Annotated in this window: 20 protein-coding genes and 1 riboswitch; of the genes, 8 read left to right on the top strand and 12 right to left on the bottom strand. The window is 68.5% G+C overall.

Annotated elements, in window-relative coordinates; genetic code table 11:
- Positions 1 to 42 precede the first annotated feature (42 nt).
- The 8 genes from ALI44B_RS06820 to ALI44B_RS06785 form a co-directional block, all read right to left on the bottom strand.
- Positions 43 to 1,497, bottom strand: coding sequence for a hypothetical protein (locus tag ALI44B_RS06820; RefSeq protein ID WP_077053852.1), 1,455 nt, complete (start codon positions 1,495 to 1,497; stop codon positions 43 to 45).
- Complete coding sequence (locus ALI44B_RS06815) at positions 1,487 to 2,416, bottom strand: TIGR03943 family putative permease subunit (protein WP_143459021.1); 930 nt, start codon at positions 2,414 to 2,416, stop codon at positions 1,487 to 1,489. The genes ALI44B_RS06820 and ALI44B_RS06815 overlap by 11 nt, the downstream gene beginning before the upstream one ends.
- Positions 2,409 to 3,473, bottom strand: a complete 1,065-nt coding sequence (locus tag ALI44B_RS06810; RefSeq protein WP_238592112.1) for a permease — start codon at positions 3,471 to 3,473, stop codon at positions 2,409 to 2,411. The genes ALI44B_RS06815 and ALI44B_RS06810 overlap by 8 nt, the downstream gene beginning before the upstream one ends.
- 83 nt (positions 3,474 to 3,556) lie before the next feature.
- Positions 3,557 to 4,432 (bottom strand): hypothetical protein, encoded by an 876-nt coding sequence (locus ALI44B_RS06805; RefSeq protein ID WP_077053850.1) that lies wholly within the window; start codon positions 4,430 to 4,432, stop codon positions 3,557 to 3,559.
- Between the two features lie 65 nt (positions 4,433 to 4,497).
- Entirely contained in the window at positions 4,498 to 5,124 is a 627-nt protein-coding gene (locus ALI44B_RS06800; RefSeq protein ID WP_077053849.1) for a hypothetical protein, read from the bottom strand.
- A gap of 194 nt (positions 5,125 to 5,318) precedes the next feature.
- On the bottom strand, positions 5,319 to 5,600 hold the full coding sequence (locus ALI44B_RS06795; protein ID WP_077053848.1) for a DUF4190 domain-containing protein: 282 nt from the start codon (positions 5,598 to 5,600) through the stop codon (positions 5,319 to 5,321).
- Positions 5,601 to 5,692: 92 nt separating this feature from the next.
- Entirely contained in the window at positions 5,693 to 6,364 is a 672-nt protein-coding gene (locus ALI44B_RS06790; RefSeq protein WP_077053847.1) for an ABC transporter ATP-binding protein, read from the bottom strand.
- A gap of 54 nt (positions 6,365 to 6,418) precedes the next feature.
- A complete protein-coding gene (locus ALI44B_RS06785) occupies positions 6,419 to 7,975 on the bottom strand; it encodes an FtsX-like permease family protein (protein ID WP_077053846.1) in 1,557 nt (518 codons plus the stop codon).
- A gap of 158 nt (positions 7,976 to 8,133) precedes the next feature.
- On the opposite strand from ALI44B_RS06785, the gene ALI44B_RS06780 reads away from it, so the two are divergent.
- The 7 genes from ALI44B_RS06780 (at position 8,134) to ALI44B_RS06750 (ending at position 14,136) form a co-directional block, all read left to right on the top strand.
- The gene (locus ALI44B_RS06780; RefSeq protein WP_238592109.1) at positions 8,134 to 8,889 is read left to right on the top strand and encodes a response regulator transcription factor; all 756 of its coding nucleotides are present in this window, start codon (positions 8,134 to 8,136) and stop codon (positions 8,887 to 8,889) included.
- A complete protein-coding gene (locus ALI44B_RS06775) occupies positions 8,886 to 10,475 on the top strand; it encodes a sensor histidine kinase (protein ID WP_238592103.1) in 1,590 nt (529 codons plus the stop codon). The genes ALI44B_RS06780 and ALI44B_RS06775 overlap by 4 nt, the downstream gene beginning before the upstream one ends.
- A gap of 299 nt (positions 10,476 to 10,774) precedes the next feature.
- Positions 10,775 to 11,290, top strand: coding sequence for a 50S ribosomal protein L10 (gene rplJ, locus ALI44B_RS06770; RefSeq protein ID WP_077053844.1), 516 nt, complete (start codon positions 10,775 to 10,777; stop codon positions 11,288 to 11,290).
- Between the two features lie 51 nt (positions 11,291 to 11,341).
- Positions 11,342 to 11,725, top strand: coding sequence for a 50S ribosomal protein L7/L12 (gene rplL, locus ALI44B_RS06765; RefSeq protein WP_077053843.1), 384 nt, complete (start codon positions 11,342 to 11,344; stop codon positions 11,723 to 11,725).
- 185 nt (positions 11,726 to 11,910) lie between these two features.
- Positions 11,911 to 12,399 (top strand): MarR family winged helix-turn-helix transcriptional regulator, encoded by a 489-nt coding sequence (locus tag ALI44B_RS06760; protein ID WP_077053842.1) that lies wholly within the window; start codon positions 11,911 to 11,913, stop codon positions 12,397 to 12,399.
- The gene (locus ALI44B_RS06755; protein WP_077053841.1) at positions 12,399 to 13,631 is read left to right on the top strand and encodes an MFS transporter; all 1,233 of its coding nucleotides are present in this window, start codon (positions 12,399 to 12,401) and stop codon (positions 13,629 to 13,631) included. Before ALI44B_RS06760 ends, ALI44B_RS06755 begins: the two co-directional genes overlap by 1 nt.
- A 163-nt stretch (positions 13,632 to 13,794) precedes the next feature.
- The gene (locus ALI44B_RS06750; protein ID WP_143459019.1) at positions 13,795 to 14,136 is read left to right on the top strand and encodes a hypothetical protein; all 342 of its coding nucleotides are present in this window, start codon (positions 13,795 to 13,797) and stop codon (positions 14,134 to 14,136) included.
- Positions 14,137 to 14,160: 24 nt separating this feature from the next.
- Here the strand turns inward: ALI44B_RS06750 and ALI44B_RS06745 are convergent, their stop codons facing one another.
- The 4 genes from ALI44B_RS06745 to thiM all read right to left on the bottom strand — a co-directional run bounded on the left by ALI44B_RS06745 (position 14,161) and on the right by thiM (position 17,427).
- Positions 14,161 to 14,937: a 3-oxoacyl-ACP reductase gene (locus ALI44B_RS06745; protein WP_077053839.1), complete on the bottom strand. Its 777-nt coding sequence runs from the start codon at positions 14,935 to 14,937 to the stop codon at positions 14,161 to 14,163.
- A 41-nt stretch (positions 14,938 to 14,978) separates the two neighbouring features.
- Positions 14,979 to 15,911 carry a bifunctional hydroxymethylpyrimidine kinase/phosphomethylpyrimidine kinase gene (gene thiD, locus ALI44B_RS06740; RefSeq protein ID WP_083709619.1) on the bottom strand — a complete coding sequence of 311 codons (933 nt, stop codon included), beginning with the start codon at positions 15,909 to 15,911 and terminating at the stop codon, positions 14,979 to 14,981.
- Positions 15,908 to 16,564: a thiamine phosphate synthase gene (thiE, locus tag ALI44B_RS06735; protein ID WP_077053838.1), complete on the bottom strand. Its 657-nt coding sequence runs from the start codon at positions 16,562 to 16,564 to the stop codon at positions 15,908 to 15,910. The genes thiD and thiE overlap by 4 nt, the downstream gene beginning before the upstream one ends.
- On the bottom strand, positions 16,561 to 17,427 hold the full coding sequence (gene thiM / locus ALI44B_RS06730) for a hydroxyethylthiazole kinase (protein ID WP_077053837.1): 867 nt from the start codon (positions 17,425 to 17,427) through the stop codon (positions 16,561 to 16,563). Before thiM ends, thiE begins: the two co-directional genes overlap by 4 nt.
- Positions 17,420 to 17,517, bottom strand: a riboswitch (TPP riboswitch). It overlaps the preceding gene by 8 nt.
- 86 nt (positions 17,518 to 17,603) lie before the next feature.
- Here thiM and ALI44B_RS06725 point away from each other — a divergent pair.
- A complete protein-coding gene (locus tag ALI44B_RS06725) occupies positions 17,604 to 19,154 on the top strand; it encodes an FAD-binding oxidoreductase (RefSeq protein ID WP_077053836.1) in 1,551 nt (516 codons plus the stop codon).
- The last annotated feature ends 88 nt before the right edge of the window (positions 19,155 to 19,242 follow it).

Genomic DNA, 19,242 nt, shown 5'->3' with positions numbered 1-19,242 from the left:
TCGGCTATCGGCCCACCGCCGACCACTTCACGATACAGAACCTCAGAGGCACCAGTCGGCCGAGGCACCCTCGACGACGCCGACGTCCTTCTGCGTGCGCAGGTCGGTGATGAGGGTTTGGGCGCCGGGGGCGGTGGCGGTTTCGGAAGCGGCGGCGTCGGCATCCCCGATGTTGGGGCGCACGTCGATGGCCAGGTACTGCCCGTTGTCGGAGAGGCAGAGGGAGCGCACCTCGCCGCTCGACGCGGGGCGGTCGTAGAGCATGCGCGCGCCGTCGGGGGTGAGGCTGTAGACGGCGTAGCGCAGGTCGGCGAAGGTTGCGGGGTCGCGCACGACGCGCGATTCGACGAGGCTGGCCGGGCCGCCACCCTCTGGCACCGAGACGACGGCGAGACGGTCGGGTTCGCCGGCGGCATCGGGGTTGGCGATGGCCTCGAGGGGCGTGGTCTCGCCCGTCTGCAGGTTGACGATCGAACCGCCGGTCGGGTCGGAGACCGCGAACGACAGCGTGCCGGGGATGAAGGCGCGGATGTCGGCATGCAAACCGAGCGGCAGGGGCGGCTGGGCGCCGGCCGGGTCGATCAGGCTGAGGGCCTGCTTGTCCGATTGCACGATGAGCTGCGAGGTGTTCGGCACGAAACGCCACTCGAGCATGCTCTCGGGGATGCCCTCGGTCGCGCCCAGGACATACTGAGGCTGCGTCAGATCGGTGGTGTCGTAGAGCGTGAGGGTGTCGCTCGCGCCCGGCGTGCGCTGCACGAAGCCGAACAGGTTGGTGGTGGGCGACGACCGCAGCTGCACAGCGCTCGACCCGGCCGGCAGGCGCACGCGCTCCTCGTAGCCGTCGCGCAGGCGGTGCACGATGAGCGAGCGGATGCCGGAGTCGCTCGTCACGGCGGCGATGACGAGTTGACCCGTGCTGACGAACTCGTCGATGCTGTCGGCCTCGAGGATGTCCTCGTGCGACGAGTCGGTCAGAAGCGTGCGTCGGATGGTGTCGCGGCCCGTGTCGCTCTCAGTGCCGGTACCGGGGGCGCTCGCGCCGTCGATCAGCGTGAGGATCTCCGAGCCGGGCGTGCTGAAGGAGGTCTCGAACGTGGCGCGGCCGAAGGTCTGGGAGCCCCCGACATCCGAGGCCGTGATCGTGTAGTCGGTGTCGGAGAGCAGCGGCTCGGGGAAGGTGACGACGAGCGTGCGATCGTCGAGCGAGGTGGTGAAGGCGGTCTCGGGTTTTACCGTGATTTTTCCGGCGTCGGCGAGCGGTTGGTTGGCCTGGAATTCGACCGTCTGGCCGCGAGATTGCGTGAGCGTCGTGGCGTCGAAGCGCGCCTGCTCGAGCGCGGGCGCGAGGCCGAAGTTGGCGAGTGTGAGGCCGCCGAGCAGCAGCACGAGCACACTGAAGGTCGCGACGACGAGGCGCCGGTAGCGCTGCGCCGGGGTGCGCTGTGTGCGCTTCGTGCTCCGCGACGGCGGAGACGCGGGGACACTAGAAGACATACGGTTCCGTCGCATCGTCGGCGGGCTCGACGTCGGTCGGCACGACCGCATACGTCTCGGTGCTGAAAGCGCTCGGATTGGGCACGATGCCCCCGCGCACGCGCACCCATTTGCCCTCGGTGAGCTCGTTCTGCCAGTTCGGGTGGTAGACCGCGAGACCCAGGGGACTGGCGTCGACGGCGCAGCACGTGATCGAGAAACGCGTCACGAAGAAGACGTTGTCGGGATCGTTGGTGTCGGCGCTCACGAAGCCCGTCACGTCGACGGGGTTCTCGGCCAGGAACTCGGCGCTCACACCCATGTTCAGATAGGTCGTCCACTCCTTGACCGTGAAGGTGGAGGTGTCGATGCTGGCCAGCTGTTCGTCGCTGATAGGGGCGACGGGCGCGCTGCCGACCGAGCTGTTGACGCTGCGCTGCTCGGCCGCCGACAGGGAGAGGGGCGCGGGCGGCAGCACGAGCATGGCGAAAATCGCGGCCACGATGATGGCGGCGGCGCTCAGCTGCAGGGCCGTGGCCTTGGCGACGCGGCGGGCGCGTCCGCTTCGGGCGGCTCCGGCTCGAGCCCCACGGTCTGCGCGCCGAGCGCGTCTCGACGTCGTTCCGGGCGCTCCCGACGACGACGCGTGTCCGGAGCCACCCGGGGCCGACGTCGTGAGGGAGGGCGTCGCGGGGTTCTGGCCGAAAGTGCCGGCCGAAGCATCCTCGTCATGCGTGTGTTTGTCTCGCCACTGGGGCGCCATGAAGAACGACGCGAGCGTGAAGACCAGGCCGATGACCGCCATGACGACGGTGAACACGACATAGCGGGGATGGATGTAGAGCTCGAGTTTGCCCGTCAGCCCGAGCCACAGCATGGCGACGATTCCGATGAGGGCGAGCACCGGCCCGACCCAGCGCCGGAGGAAGTTGTTATGCAAGGAGGTTCACTGCCAGGCCGAGGATGATGGCGCCCGCCGCGACGAGGGCCGTGATGAGGACGAGCGCGCGCGTCGTGTAGGTCGTGCGCATGAGCGTGAGCATCTTGATGTCGATCATGGGACCGAACACGAGGAACGCGACGATTCCGCCGGGCATAAAGGAGGCCCCGAACGACAGGATGAAGAAGGCGTCGACGTTGGCGCAGATCGAGATCACGAAGGCCAGCAGCACGAGCGCGATGACCGAGAGCATGGGGTTCGAGCCGAGCGCGACGAGGAAGTCTCGGGGGATGCCCACCTGGATGGCGCCCGCGATGGCCGAACCGATGAACAGCGCCGGCAACATTGCCGAGCTTTCCTCGGCGAAGGCGCGCACGCTGCGGGTGGTGCGGCGGCCCTGGTCGTGCCCGTGGCCCTGGTTGGCGCACGCGGCCTGGAACCCCGGCGTGATGAGGGAATCCGGCTTCGGGTGACGGCTGATGAGCATGCCGACCAGGTTCGCGATCACGAAACCGCCGATGATGCGCGAGATGAGGATGCCGTCGTTCCACCCGAACGCCTGATAGGTCGTGATGATCGTGATCGGGTTGAGGATGGGCGCCGCGAGCAAGAACGTGATGGCGTCGGCCGTCGACAGGCCCTTCAACATGAGGCCGCGCGCGAGGGGCATGTTGCCGCACTCGCAGACGGGGAAGAGCACGCCCAGCAGCGACAGCACCATGCGCCGGAGGAACGGGTTGCGGGGCAGCCGTTTCAGCAGGAAGTTCTCGGGCAACCAGATCTGCACGAAGATCGACAGCAGGATGCCGAGGAACACGAACGGCAGCGACTCGACGACCACGCTGATCGACAGCGTGAAGAAGTCGCGGAGCGGCTCGCCGATCTCGATGTTGGCCGCCTGCGCGACCAGTCGGATCGTGATGAACAGGGCCATGAGCACGATGCCGAGCGTGATCCATCCGCCGCGGCCGTCGGGTTCTCGCCGTCGCCGGATCGCGTCGGCGTCGATGTGCTCGTGTCGCACGTCGTCGTATTCGTCGATGTCGTATGCCGACACGCGTACCTCCGGTGATCTGCCCTCGGCGATCTTAGGCAGAAGCGCTGCCGTCTGGCGCGAGGCGGGCCGGGAGTCGCCGTTTGTTAACCTGCCGAGGCTGCATCCTTGTCGTCGCGGCGCTCGCGCAGGCGGCGGGCGATGCCGAAGGGGATCGGCGCGAGCAGCGCGGCGAGGACCGCGTAACCGGCCACCCAGGGCGCGATGCGGCGCAGCTCGGGGAAGAGCGGGTTGGTGTACCACTCGAGCGGGTAGAGCAGGTTGGTCTTGCCCGCCTTCTGCAGGGCGTCGTAGTTGAAGGTGACCCACCACTCGCTGGCATCATCGGCGTTCTCGGCGGGGCCGTAGGCGTACCGGATGTTCTGAATCGTGTCGATATCGCTCGTCAGTGTCATCGCATCGTCGGGCAGATCTTCGATCTCGCGCTCGGTGAGGCCGGGAAACAGACTCTCGGAGGCGACGTAGATCGTGTCGACGTCACCGAATGTGTCGGTGACGGGCGGGTTCGGGCCCTTTTGGCTGCTGCGCTGGGCGATCCGGGCGTACGACAGCGTGATTTCGTTGCGCTCGTGCCGACCGAAGGTCTCTCCCGAGAACGGGAACTCGGTCGACGACGGTTTCGGCGTCTTCACCTCGAGGATGTCGGCGCGGTAGCCCTGGGACGTGTCCTGGCGCAGGAGGCCGAAGCGTATGCCGCGTTCGGCCGTGAACGTGATGCTGCGGCCGTCGTCGGTCTTGGCCGTGAACGACTCCGGCAGTTCGTAGGTGGGCCCCTTGTTCGGTACGGCCGGCAGGATGTAGCCGACGCCGACGAGCACCGACAGCACGGCGAGGGCAGCCAATCCGACCTGTGTCCAGCGCAGGGGTGACAGCTCGATGCGCAGACGGCGACGCGGTCGGCGAGCGGCCGAGGGGCTGGCGGGGGCGGGAGTGTCGGCGGCGGGCGTGGTGCTGGTCGTCATATGTCGAACGTAGCGGCGGGGCGTCGGGTGGGCCACGGGCAGGACTACCCATGCTGAGGGTGGCGTCAGCCGCGCTTGGGGTAGGGCTGCGTCCAGCGGTGTCCGCCCGCGGCGACGGCCTGTTCGACGCGGGCGCGACGGCGGCGGATGGTCTGTACGACCGCGAGGATGGGCAGGCCGAGGGCGCACACCCAGAAGAGGATGATGGAGATCACCCATGCGGCGACGGCGATGACGACATCCATTCGGTCCCCGCGCGCGCTAGCCGCGGTAACTGGCTTGAGGCTGCCGAGGCGGCCGCTGTCCACGACCGTCGGGTCGGCACCCCGCTCGACCAGGAACGACATCTGCTCGGGGAAGTCTTTCGAGGGCGGGAAACCCCAGTTCGTGCCGCCGCGCGCCGTGAGCTCGATGGGCGTTCCGCCCTCAGCCTCTGCCGGCACCTCGAGTGTGTAGTAGCCCGTCACGTTCGGCATGCCCGAGGTCGTGTCGATCGAGTCGAGCGTGCCCGTGACGACGACGGTTCGGTCGACGAGGGGTGCTTGCCGGGCGGCCGTGTCGATGGATGCATCCTTGGCAAGGCCGAGCACGAGCAGGGCGAGGAGGCTCGGGATGATGCCGAGCCCGAAGATGAGCCACAGCGGCCAGCCGGGAAAGGGGAGGCGCGCGGGCGCGGAAGGCGATGTGATCACGGCGTCTCCTGATGATGAATGGGGCCGGGGTCGGCTCGTCCACCCCACTCTAAACACGGATGGCTACCGGGCCGCCAGGGGCAGGACTACCCACCGCTCGCGGGGCCGCCCGCCCGGCCACACGACGAAGGGCGGCACCCCGTCTCCGGAGTACCGCCCTGCTCGTACTGTCGCGCTGGTGGTGCTGTCGCGATTTAGTACTGCTGCAGCATGGGCAGCAGGACCGCCATGTTGATGATGAAACCGATGATGCCGAGGATCGTCAGGATGATGCCGACGATGATGCCGATCTTGGCCCACTTGTTCTCGAAGCCGGCGTTCTTCGACTGCGAACGGGCGACGAGGCTCAGGATGAGGCCGACGACCGGCACGACGATGCTGAGGATGAAGCCGACGAGGCCCAGGGTCTTGCCGGGGTAATCGGCGGGCGTGGCCTGCTGGCCGGGGGCGGACTGGTACTGGGGAGCGTTTGTCATTGTGTCCCTTTCAGGGGAGGTGGCAGAGCGCCCACGGTGGGCATCCAATATCGTAGGGGTTCTCAGCATCCGATCGGGGTTTTTTCGGTTATTCAGGCCACTTCGCTGATCGTGCCGTTCGCGATGCGCAGTCGACGCTCGGCGCGTTTGGCCACCGCTGAATCGTGCGTGACGATGATGACCGTGAGGTTCTGGTCGCGCCAAAGCCCCTCTAGCAGCTGCATGATCTCGTCGCGCGTCTGTTCGTCGAGGTTGCCCGTGGGCTCGTCGGCGAGGAGCACTTTCGGGTTCTTGACCAGCGCGCGGGCGATGGCGACGCGCTGCTGCTGGCCGCCCGAGAGCTCGTTGGGCAGGTGTGTGACGCGCTCGCCGAGGCCCACCGATTCGAGCGCCTGGGTGGCCCGATGGGCGCGCTCCTGAGCCGGCACTTTTGCGGGAACCAGCGCCATCTCGACGTTTTCGAGCGCCGTGAGGGTGGGGATGAGGTTGAAGCCCTGGAAGACGAAGCCGATCTCGGATGCCCGGATGGTGGCGAGCTTCGCCTCGCTGAGCGTCGACAGGTCGTCGCCACGCAACGCGATCGAGCCGGAGGTGGGCCGGTCGAGGGCCCCGAGCATCTGCAGCAGCGTCGACTTGCCGCCGCCCGTGGGGCCCTGGATAGCGACGAGCTGGCCGTCGGGGATGGTGAGGTCGACGCCCTTCAGCGCCGTGACGGTGCGTTTGGGTTGCGAATAGGTCTTGCTGAGGGAGGTGAGGGTGTACATCGGATGCTCCTGGGATTCGTTGAGGAGAAGTAATAACAGGGAGGGGCGTGGGGTCTAACCGACCGAGCGCAGGGCCTCGGCGGGGCGCAGGCGGGAGGCGCGCCATCCGCCGATCGCGCCGGCGAGCAGGCCGCCGACCACCGCGAGGGCCACGGCGATGACGATGATGAGGGGCGTGACGGGCGCGTTCAACACGACGTCGGTCGTGGATGCCGCCGCCTGACCTGCGCCGAAACCGCCACCGGGCATCGTGGCCGTCGCTTCGCCTGCGGCAGAACCCGTTGCTGCGCCGGGTGCGCCTCCCGGCATGCCGCCGCCCGCGGTGGTCGAACTGGCCGAGGCCGTGAGGGTGGGGGCGAACAGGTTCACCACGACCACGCCGAGGAGTCCGACGGCCACGCCGACGGCGCCGCCGATGAGCGACTGCACGACCGATTCACCGGCGACCTGGCCCACGATGCGGCGGTTGGACCATCCGATGGCCTTGAGCGTGCCGAACTCTCGCGTGCGCCGCGAGACGCCCGAGATGGTGAAGAGGATGGCGATGAGGAAGGCCGCGGCCAACACGATGATCGACAACCAGGTGCCGAGGCTCGAGACGAGGCCGGAGGCCGAGGACAGCGAACCCGAAACGCTCGAGGCGAGGTCCTCCTGCGTCGAGACGGTGGCGTCGGGCAGGTCCTTCTCGATGGCGGCCTTCACGGCGGCGATCTCGGTCGACGACGACGCCTGCACCGAGATGGTCGAGATCTGGTCGGTCAGGCCCGAGATGGCCTGCGCGCGGTCGAGCGGGATGTAGACGTTCGACGCGGTCTCGGCGTCGCTACCCGTCGCGCCGACGATGCCCACGACCGTGAACGTCGTGCCGCCGATGTCGAGGGTGTCGCCCGTGGCGAGGTCGTTGGCCGTGGCGTAGGTGGCATCGAGTACGGCAATGTCGGTGCCGGTGTCGGATGCTTCGAGCCCGCGTCCGTCCGTCAGGGTCACGGCCGAGAGGGGGCCGACGGCATCGGACGTGGGGTCGAGGCCGAGCACCGTGAACGAGTCCACGTTGAAGGAGCTGCCGCCCGCGCCATCCGCGCCGCCCTGAGGGGCCGTGCCCGTGCCGGAATCGGTGCCCGAGTCCGTGCCCGTGCCCGCGTCGGAGCCGGTCGCCCCGGGCGCCTGCATCTGCGAGAAGTCCGGCAACTCACCGTCGAACGTCGTGTTCGTCAGAGCGAGGGTTCCGGCGGCGCCTGAGACACCCTGCAGGGCCGTGACCTTGTCGAGGTCGGAGGCCGCGAAGGTGGTGGTTCCGCGGCCGGCCTCGAGGCGGGATGTCGCGACCGTCGTCGATCCGTCAGTGGTGGCTCCGGCATCCGCCCCGAAATCGAATCGCTGGCCCGGGCCGTCGGTGCCGCCCTCGGTCGGGGGAGTGGCGGCCTGGCTCACGGTGATGTCCGTGCCGACGCCGTACACCGATTGCAGCACCGTCGTCTGAGCATTCCTCACCCCGGCCGAGACCGAGTTGACGATGATGACGAGCGCGATCGCGAGGGCCATGCCGATGGCGATGATGATGGTCTGTTTTCTTCTGCCGATCAGCTCGCGCCGAAGATAGGTGCCAAACATGAAGGTTCCTTCTGACGTTGGGGCGGCCGAGGTGCCGCACTCCAGAAGGTAGGAAGACGGCCTATGACCGACCACGCCGATTCCTATGCGCTTTCTATGTCGGCGAGCATCTGGCTGGCTCATAGACCGCTCATAGGAAGATGCCCATACTGAAGATTGTGAGTAACACACCCTTCGCCTCGAGCGCCCACCGCACCGCCCTCACTCGCGCCGACGGCTCGCCCGTTCGCGTGCTCGTCGTCGACGACGAGGCCACCCTCACCGATCTGCTCAAGATGGCCCTGCGCTACGAGGGCTGGGAGGTGCGCACCGCCGCCACCGGCCAGGCCGCGCTCGCCGCCGCGCGCGATTTCCGCCCCGACGCCGTCGTGCTCGACATCATGCTGCCCGATCTCGACGGCCTGCAGATCCTCAGCCGCCTGCGTGCGAACGGCGACGATATGCCCGTGCTCTTCCTCACCGCCAAGGACTCCCTCGACGACCGCATTGCGGGGCTCACCGCGGGCGGCGACGACTACGTCACCAAACCGTTCAGCCTCGAAGAGCTCGTCGCGCGCCTGCGGGGCCTCATCCGCCGGTCGACGCTGCTCGCTGTGAACAACGACGGCCCCACCGTGCAGGTCGGCGACCTGACGCTCAACGAGGACAGCCACGAGGTCTACCGCGACGGCACCCCCATCGAGCTCACCGCCACCGAATTCGAGCTGCTGCGCTACCTCATGCGCAACCCGCGCCGCGTGCTCTCGAAGAGTCAGATCCTCGACCGCGTGTGGAGCTACGACTTCGGCGGCAAGGCCAGCGTCGTCGAGATCTACATCTCCTATCTGCGCAAAAAGATCGACGCCGGGCGCCCCGCCATGATCCACACCATCCGCGGCGTCGGTTACATGATCAAACCGGCGGATGGCGCGTGACCACGCCCCCTGCAACGCCCGCCGAACCGCGCCCCGCGTTCTGGCGCCGGGCTCTCGGCCTGCCGTGGACTTTGCGCCGCCAGCTCACGGTCGCGGTCATCGCGCTGCTCGCCATCGCGAGCCTCATCGTGGGCTTCGCCACCGTGCTCTCGACGCAATCCCTCCTTATCGCGGGCGTCGACAACCAACTGCGCGAGGTCGTGAGCCGCGGCGGAGCGACGTCTTCGGGCTCGGAGCCCGGCACAGGATCGACGAATTCCGACACCTACACGACGCCCCCCGGGTTCATCCAGCGCCCCGGCTATTCGCAGGGCTTCATCGGCGCCATCTACCGCAACGGTTCGCTCATCGACGCCGGCTATGTGGCGCACGGGGCGGCCTACACGTTGCCCGCCGCCCAGGGCCGTGCGCTCGCGGCGTATGCGGCCGAGGTCGATGCGGCGTCGTCCGGCACGCCCGGCTATGACGGAGTCATCCAGATCGAGCGGCCCCGCACGGTCAGCCTCGGCGGGGACTTCGGCGACTACCGCATGGTCGTGGTGCCGACGCCCTACGGCGACTACATCTTCGGCCTGCCGCTCGACGAGGTCGACGCCACCGTCTCGCAGCAGGTGCTCATCGTGCTGCTCATCTCGCTCTTCGGCGCCGTGCTGGCGGGCCTCGTGGCCTGGCTCATCGTGCGTCTGTCGTTGCGCCCGCTCGACCGGGTCGCCGCCACCGCCGCGGCCGTGTCGCAGATGCCGCTCGACCGCGGAGAGGTGGCGTTGGGCGTGCGCGTGGCCGACGCCGACGCCGACCCCCGCACCGAGGTGGGCCGCGTCGGTTCCTCCATCAACCGGATGCTCGGGCACGTCGGTTCGGCGCTCACAGCCCGTCAGGCCTCCGAGAGCAAGGTGCGGCAGTTCGTCTCGGATGCTTCGCACGAACTGCGCACGCCGCTCGCCTCCATCCGCGGATACTCCGAGCTCGCCACGCGGCACAGCGACGCCCTGCCCGACGACGTCAACTACTCGCTCGGCCGCATCCAGTCGGAGTCGGGCCGCATGACCACCATCGTCGAGGACCTGCTGCTGCTCGCCCGCCTCGACGAGGGGCGCGAGCTCGACCGCGCGCCCGTCGACCTGACCGACCTCCTCATCCACACCGTCAACGACGCGCATGCCGCGGCGCCCGACCACGTCTTCGAGCTCGACATCCCCGACGAGCCCATCAGCGTGGTCGGGGATGCCCCGCGCCTGCACCAGGTCGTGGCCAACCTGCTCGGCAACGCGCGCGTGCACACGCCCGCCGGCACCACGGTGACGGCATCGCTCGCGCTCGGCGAAGCATCCACGGCCGTTATTGAGATCTCGGACGACGGCCCGGGCATCGACCCCGAGCTCACGCCCCACCTGTTCGAACGCTTCACGCGCGGCGACGACTCCCGCTCGCGGGCCACGGGGTCGACGGGTCTCGGCCTCGCCATCGTCCAGGGTGTCGTGCAGGCGCACGGCGGAACGGTGACGGCCGAGAGTCGCCCGGGCCGCACCGTTTTCCGCGTCACCCTTCCGCTCGCCGGAGTGACGCCGCGCGCCACGACGGAATGACGAGCGGATGTCGCGGCCGAACTTGCGCCACGGCATCCGCTCGCGTACTCTGATCCAGGACCAAAGACCGCTGGTTATCCGAGTGCAGCAATGCACGACGAACTAAGGCTCTCTCACGAGAACGCCCGCGCAGGTGATTCGAAGTTTTCGATGGTTCGGGTTTTTCCCGAGATCGTCATTCTGCTCCGAGCGCTTGCGCCGGAGCTTTTTTCATGTGCGGGTGTGACTCCAACAGAGTTGCCGGTGGCCTGGTCACGTAACGCTCACCGCGTTACGGAACTAATACATAAGGAGTGGCCATGGCGAACAAGGAAGCCTCGGTTGCCGAACTCACGGAGAAATTCCAGAGCTCGACTGCCGTTCTGCTGACCGAGTACCGCGGTCTCACTGTTGCTCAGCTCAAGACGCTGCGCAAGTCCATCAGTGAGGACGCAACCTTTGCCGTGGTGAAGAACACGCTGACCAAGATTGCGGCGAACAACGCTGGCATCTCGTCGTTCGACGACGAGCTCGCCGGTCCGTCCGCCATCGCATTCGTTCACGGTGACCCGGTCGCCGTTGCGAAGGGTCTGCGCGACTTTGCCAAGGCAAACCCTCTCCTGGTGGTCAAGGGCGGTTACTTCGACGGTAACCCGCTGTCCGCCGCAGAGGTAGGCAAGCTCGCCGACCTCGAGTCCCGCGAAGTTCTGCTCGGCAAGCTTGCCGGCGCCTTCAAGGCCTCGCTGTTCGGAGCCGCATATCTGTTCAACGCACCGCTGTCGAAGGCCGTTCGCACGGTCGACGCGCTGCGTGAGAAGCAGGAGTCCGCGTCCTAGGTTTCACCTAGACACGCGGTTGAGTACATCACAGACAAAGGGAGAAATATCATGGCAAAGCTGTCAACTGAAGAGCTGCTCGAGCAGTTCAAGGGCCTGACCCTCATCGAGCTCTCCGAGTTCGTCAAGGCATTCGAGGAGACCTTCGAGGTCACCGCGGCCGCCCCCGTCGCCGTTGCTGGTCCGGCTGCTGCCGGCGCCGCTGCTGAAGAGGTCGAAGAGAAGGACTCCTTCGACGTCGTTCTCGAGTCGGTCGGCGACAAGAAGATCCAGGTCATCAAGGTTGTGCGCGAGCTCACCAGCCTCGGCCTCGGCGAGGCCAAGGCCGTCGTCGACGGAGCCCCCAAGGCTGTCCTCGAAGGCGCGACCAAGGAAGCTGCCGAGAAGGCAAAGGCTTCGCTCGAAGAGGCCGGCGCAACCGTTACCCTCAAGTAATCAGGGCCCGAGAGGGCCTCTTACTCGGGTTCGGTCGGGTGGCTCCGGTCATCCGCTCGTCTCAGTTCGATAGGCGTCATCCCACACGGGGTGGCGCCTATCGGCGTTTCCGGATGCGTGTGCCCGACGGTTCGCTGACAGAGATGCGACGCATTGCATAGCCAGGCTATGTATATAATCGAGTAATGCTTACCGTAGATCAGAAGGCAGAGCCGGGAGTCTCCGCCGAACAGCTACCCCTCCTCCTCGGCGATCTCGTGACCGTCGCCAACCGTCTCACCCGCCTCGCCGCGCAGTCCACCGAGAGCGCAGAATCGCCCGCCGTGTGGCGCACGCTCTCGACCCTCGTCTCGCTGGGCCCCGTGCGTCTCGGAGAGCTCGCCCGCCAGAGCCGCGTGTCGCAGCCCACGATGACGAAGATCATCCGCAACCTCGACCAGGTCGACTGGGTCAAGCGCATCGTCGACGTCGATGACGGGCGCGCGTGGCAGATCGCCATCACGCCCAAGGGGGAGAAGGCGTTGCACGAGTGGCGCGACACCCTCGCCGAGGCCCTCGTGCCGCACTTCTCCGACCTCACGGCCGAAGAGACCGAGCACCTGACCGAGGCCACGCGCATTCTGCAGCAGCGCGTCGCCGTGGGCACGCTCCTCTCCAAACGGGACGACGCCTGATGGCGGGCCACCAGAGCGCCGGCCTCGGCGCCGTTCTCAAGCAGCCCCGGTCGGTGTGGGCCGTCGCCTTCGCGAGCGTCATCGCGTTCATGGGCATCGGCCTCGTCGACCCCATCCTGCCGGCCATCGCTGCCGACCTGCAGGCCACGCCCACCGAGGCCGAGATGCTGTTCACCAGCTACCTCGTCGTCACCGGTGTGGCCATGTTCTTCACGAGCTGGCTGTCGAGCCGCATCGGCGCCAAGCGCACGCTGCTCATCGGCCTCGCGCTCATCGTCGCCTTCGCGCTGGCGGCCGGGCTGTCGGGCAACGTCGAATCCGTGATCGGCTTCCGCGCCGGCTGGGGTCTCGGCAACGCCCTGTTCATCTCGACGGCGCTGGCCACGATCGTGGGTGCGGCATCCGGGGGAACGTCGACCGCCATCATCCTCTACGAGGCTGCGCTCGGTCTCGGTATCGCCATCGGGCCTCTGCTCGGCGGATTGCTCGGCTCGTGGAGCTGGCGCGGACCGTTCTTCGGCACCGCCGTGCTCATGGCCGTCGGTTTCATCGCCATCGTCGTGCTGCTGGGTAAAGAAGAGACGAAGCCCACGCCCATCAAGCTGTCGGCCCCGTTCAAGGCGCTCGGCCGGCCGGCTTTGGCCGTGCTCGCCGCGACCGCGCTGTTCTACAACATCGCGTTCTTCGTGCTGCTGGCCTACACGCCGTTCCCGCTCGAGCTGCCCGCCCTGCAACTGGGCTTCGTGTTCTTCGGCTGGGGCATCGGGCTGGCCGTCACGAGCGTGCTCGTCGCCCCCGTTCTCACCGCCCGGATGCCGCGCACCCGCGTGCTCTGGATGACGCTCATCTTGCTGTCGCTCGACCTCATCGCGGCGGGGCTGCTGATCGACGTCAAGGCGGGACTGATCGTCTGCGTCATCGTCGGCGGGCTCATCCTCGGCATTATGAACACGGTGCTGACCGAATGCGTCATGGAGGCGACCGACCTGCCCCGCTCGGTGGCGTCGTCGTCCTACTCGGCCGTGCGTTTCCTCGGCGGAGCCGTTGCCCCGCCCGTCGCGTCCGAGCTGGCCAAGATCTTCACGCCGTCGGTGCCGTATTACGCCGCGGCCGGTTCGGCCCTCGTGGCCATGCTCATCGTGCTGCTCGGCCGCAAGGCGCTCGCTCGCGTGAACGCCCCCATCGAATCTGAACTCGAGGAGGCCGAGGCGATCGCCATCGGCGAGAGCTGATCCTCGACGAGACGTGAATGCGGTGCCATCCCTGCGTGGGCGGCACCGCATTCTCTTGTCGTCGGCCCCGCGTCCGGTCGTGTGTCGCGTCGGTCCCCCGGAAGACCGTCAGAAAACATCCGTGCATGTCGATATGTTGGAGAGCGCTATAAGGAGGCTCCACATGAAGCAGCAAATGGAAGAGCGCTATCTGATTGTCGTCGCACGACGTGAGTTCGCGACCGATAGTGGCGCGTTGACGCTAGAGATCCTCCGAGGCGACGACGATGCGCCTGCGTTCGCGTACCGGTTTACGGGCGAGGACGGCGGCATCGTCGAGACGCTGACGACTTTCGGCCTCGATGACGTGCAGGCGTTGCTGTTTTGCGTGACCGCGGCGGGTGACTACCTCCGGCGGTTTGTGCCGTCCGCGTCGTTCGCCGACCTGGGCGTCACCGGGTTGCTGACGACCGACCTCTCGGCCTCGACAGAATGGCGCGCGCAGGTTTCGATTCCTACCTCGTGAGATCTGCGCGCCGATGGTTCGACATCAGTTTTTGACGAGGCCGCCGTCGACGACGAGGTTTTGGCCCGTGACCGAGCGGGAGAGCGGGCTCGCGAAGAAGAGGACGGCGTCGGCGAACTCGTCGGGGGTGACGACGCGGCCGAGCGGGGTGGCGGCGGCGATGGCGTCGAAGACGGCCTCGGGGGTGGCGGCGCTCGCGTCGGTGGTGCGGAGAAGGCCGCCCGACGCCATGTTGACCGTAATGCCGTGTTGGCCGAGGTCGGCCGCGAGCGTGCGCGTGAGGGAGAGGACCGCCGCCTTCGCCGCCGTGTAGTCGTGGTAGGGCACGACCGGGTTCTGGAACAGGTTCGTGCCGATGGTGATGAGGCGGCCGAAGCCCGCCGCGCGCATTGCGGGCAGGGCGGCCTGCGTCGTGTTGAGGGTGGCCCGGACCGTGCCCTCGAACTGGGCGGCGAAAGCATCCCAGCCGATGGTGTCGGCGGATGCGCGGGCGTCGCCGTTGAAGGAGAAGTCGGCGAGGGCATTGTTGACGACGGTCGTGATGGGGTGGCCGAAGTGGGCGTGGGCGGCCGAGAAGAGCGCCGCCACGTCGTCGGGTGAGGTGACGTCGGCTTGCAGCGCGACGGCACGCAGGATGCTCGAGCCGGCGTTGAGCGTGTCGGCAAGGGCTTCGGCGCTGGCACGCGACGAGCGGTAGTTGACGACGACGCGGGCGCCTTCGCGGGCGAACGCGCGAGCGATGGAGTTGCCGAGGCCGCGACCGGCGCCCGTGACGAGGACGGTCTGTTCGGAGAGGAGCATGAGGTTCTTTCTGCGTGGTCTGTTGGGTCGGCGGGCAGTGGCTATCGCGCAGCGCGGGAGGAGGTCGCCGCGGCATCGGCCCACAGGGAGTGGAAGTGGTTGATCGGGCCGTTGCCGCGGCCCACGTGGAGGTCGTCGGCGGAGCGCAGACTGTCGAGCAGCCAGGCCTTCGACGCGACGAGGGCGGCGACCCAGTCATCGGTGCGGGCACGCTGGGTGGCGAGGGCTGAGGAGAGCGAGCATCCCGTGCCGTGGGTGTTGCGTGTGGCCGCGCGGATGCCGGCAACCTCGGCGAGCCCGTCGGGGATACGTCCGCGCGATGCGACGTCGACGAGGGCGTCGGGGCAGTCGTCGCCCGCCAGGTGCCCGCCCTTGGCCAGCACGATCGCGCCCGAACTCTCGGAGAGGCGGCGCGCCTGGTCGAGTGCCTCCGCCCACGTCGATGCCGTCGGTTCGCGCACCAGCACGCCCAGCTCGCTGAGGTTCGGGGTGACGAGGTCGCAGCGCTCGATGAGCCGCCGCACGGCATCCTCGGCGCGGGCGTCGAGCAGACGGTCGCCGCTCGTCGCCACCATCACGGGGTCGAGCACGACGAGGGGCGGGCGCATGCGGGCGAGCCACTCGTCCACCACCGCGACCGTCGTCTCGTCGCCCAACATGCCGATCTTGACCGCGTCGATCTCGACGTCGTCGCTGACCGCGTCGAGCTGTTCGCCGAGGAACGCCGCGGGTGGGGTGTGGACCGAGCGAACACCGCAGGTGTTCTGAGCGACCAGCGCCGTGACCACGGCCATGCCGTAGCCGCCGTTCGCCGCGATGCTCTTGAGGTCCGCCTGGATGCCGGCGCCGCCCGTCGGGTCGGTGCCCGCAATGCTCAGCACGCGAGGGATGTCGGCGGCGCCGATCCTGTCGTGGGGCGCGGTCGAGTCATGCTGTGCGCGCGAGTCGCTGCGGATGGTCGAATCGCCGTTCATCGTGCCCACTCCTCTCGCAGCTCGCGGGCGGAGCGTTCCGGATCGGGGGCCGCGCACAGTGCCGAGACGACCGCGACGCCGTCGGCTCCGGCATCACGCAACGGGCGAAGGTCGTCGAACCCGATGCCGCCGATGGCCACGGCAGGAAGGCGGCTCGCGGCCCGGCGTTCGCCGAACCCCGCGACACCGATCGGCTCGGGGTGGTCGGGTTTCGTGGTGGTCGCCCGGATGACCCCGATGCCCAGGTAGTCGACGACGCCGACGGGCAACGCGTTTGCCGTCTCGACCTCGGCGAAGGAAGATGCCGTGAGCCCGACGATCGCCGTCTCGCCCACGATCTGCCGCACATCTGTCGCCGGCAGGTCGCTCTGGCCCACGTGGACGCCGTGAACCGCCGCACCCCGGGCGCGCGCGGCGAGGAAGACGTCGACGCGATCGTTCATGAGCACGGGAGCCCGGCCATTGCACGCCTGCGCCACGGCGAGGAGCAGCTGCAGGGCCTCGGCCGCGCTGCTGTCCTTCGCGCGCACCTGCACGGTCGTGGCCCCTCCCCGCACGGCCGCCTCGACCGTCGCCGCGACACCGCGCTCGCCGCACAGGGCCGTGTCGGTGACGAGGTAGAGGGAGAGATCGAGGGCGTGACGCGCGGTCACGAACGCACCGCGCGGTCGACGACAGTTGCGGCGTCGAGGGCATGAAGGGCGTCGATGAAGGCGACCGCGAAGGAGCCGGGCCCCGCGCCACGGGTCGCCTCGGCCGCGACCTCGGCGACGACCCCGGCGGCGACCTCGGCGGCGACGGTGTAGTTCGTCACCGCGGCTACCGTGGCCTCGAAGAAGTCGCCATCGTGGGCGACCGAGAGGTAGGCGGCGATGGTCGCACCGAGCGCACATCCGCCGCCCGTGATGAGCGTCAGCAGTTCGGTTCCGTTCGCCAGACGGGCCACGCGCTCGCCGTCGGTCACGAGGTCGACCGCGCCCGAGACGGCCACGATGCTGCCGTGCGTGCGCGCGAGCATCCGGGCCGCTTCGAGCGCGTCGTCGGCGCCGGCCACCGAGTCGACGCCGCGACCACCCGCGCCCGCGCCGGCCAGCGCCAGGATTTCTGACGGGTTGCCGCGGATCACGCTCGGCCGCATTGCGACCAGCTCTCGGGCCAGCTCGGTGCGCACGGGAAGCGCTCCGATGGCGACGGGGTCGAGCACCCACGGTGTGCCCGCCTCGGATGCAGCGACCGCGGCCTCGCGCGCGGCATCCCGTTGCTCGGATGTCGGGGTTCCCAAATTGATGAGCAGGCCCGAGGCGATGCGTGCGAACAGGCCGGCCTCGACGGGGATGTCGACCATGGCGGGGGAGGCGCCCTGAGCGAGCAGCACGTTCGCGGTGATGTTGGTGACCACGTGATTGGTGATGCACTGCACGAGCGGAGCGGTCGAACGCATCCGCTCGAGGTGAGCGGCCGGCGAGAACGGGCCGGTGGTGGGCAGGGTCGTACTGGTGCCTGGGCGAATGCTCATCCGCGGACATCCCTTCGCTAGTTCTAACTAGATCAGGTTCGACGGGTGTGTTCTCAGCCCGCAATCGTGCGGGCACCCCGTGTCACTGAGACGACTATAGCGGCCGATCGTGACGCCGACTCACGGATGGGGGAGAGGTCCTGCCGCGCGCGGCGCTCGCGCAGTAGGCTCCGGTCATGGCCGAACTGACGAGGCGCCAGGCGATTCTGCTCGCGGGCGCGACGCTGATGCTCTCGGGGTGCACATCGCCCGCAACGCCCACCGCGAGTCCCACGGGCGCGGCCGCGCCGACGGCCGTGAAGACCGCGACGGCGGCCGATTGGCAGGCGTTCGCGGCGCAGCTGAAGGGCGCGCTCGTGTTGCCGGCCGACGCCGACTATGCGCAACTCAAGCTCGTCGAGAACCCGCGCTTCGACGACGCCCAACCGCTCGCCATCCTCGAGGCCTCGAGCGCGGATGATGTGGCGGCCGCGATCACGTTCGCGACCGCTCATGCCGTGCCACTCGCCATCCGGTCGGGCGGTCACAGCTATCCCGGATACTCGGCGGGTGGGGCGAGTGGAACCGATGTGCCACCGTCGCTCGTGATCGACGTGCGCCCGCTGAACCAGGTGACGGTCGGCAGCGACGGGACGGCAACGATCGGGTCGGGGGCGGCGCTCGCATCCGTGTATGCCGCGCTCTCGGCCGAGGGTCGGGCCATCGGGGCCGGGTCGTGTGCCACAGTCGGTGTCGCCGGGCTCACCCTGGGCGGCGGCGTCGGCGTGCTCACGCGCACCTTCGGGCTGACGTGCGACCAGGTCACGGCCATCGAGATCGTCACCGGCGACGGCAAGGTCGTCACGGCTTCGACGGCCAACGAACCCGAGCTGTTCTGGGCATTGCGCGGCGGGGGTGGCGGGCACCTGGGCGTGGTCACGTCGTTCACGTTCCAGACGCAGGCGGCGCCCACCGTCACCATGTTCTTCCTCTCCTGGCCGTTCGCGCAGGCCGCTGCCGTGGTCGAGGCGTGGCAGAGCTGGATGCCCCAGACCGACCCGGGTCTCTGGTCGACGTTGAAGCTGCTGGGCGGGCCCGTGAAGCATCCGACCGGCCCGGCGATCACCATGTCGGGCACCTGGTTGGGCGCGCCCGCGCAGCTCGCCGCACAGCTGGCAGGTCTCACGAATGCTGTGAAGCCCAGCACCAACACGTCGTCGACGCACGACTACGGGCAGGCCATGGCGATCTACGCCGGATGCTCGAACATCGCGGTCGCGCAGTGCAACACGGGCCCGGGCGGCAGCTTGAAACGCGAGTCGTTCGGGGCAACCTCGCATATCGCGCAGGCACCGCTCGACGCGGCCGGCATCCAGGCCCTGGTCGGCCAGGCGACGGCGGCGGGGCAGGTGAGCGGGATGATCGAGGGTGGCGTGTCGATCGACGCGCTCGGCGGGCAGGTCGCGAAGGTCGGCGCGGGCGATACCGCGTTCCCGTGGCGCGATGCGCTCGCCACCGTGCAATACACGGCCACGTTCGAGAACGGCGCCGATCCCGCACCGTTCGACACCTACGCGCGCGGGTTCCGTCAGGCCATGCAGCCACACTGGGGCGATGGCGCCTACGTGAACTACTCGGATGCCTCGATCGCCGACCCCGACACCGCCTACTTCGGCGCGAACAAGGCGCGGCTGCAGGCGGCACGCAAGAAGTACGACCCGGCTGGGCTGTTCACGCAGCCGCAGTAGGGCCGTACGCTTCAGCCGGCCGAGTCACTCCGCGCACGCAGACACCCGTTGTTCACCCCCGGATGGGGGCCAGTTTGCCACGCGGCCA

Source organism: Leifsonia sp. ALI-44-B (assembly GCF_001984125.1).
Taxonomy (GTDB): domain Bacteria; phylum Actinomycetota; class Actinomycetes; order Actinomycetales; family Microbacteriaceae; genus Okibacterium.
Note: the sequence above shows the minus strand (reverse complement) of the source record. Positions and strands in the feature narration are given on the sequence as shown.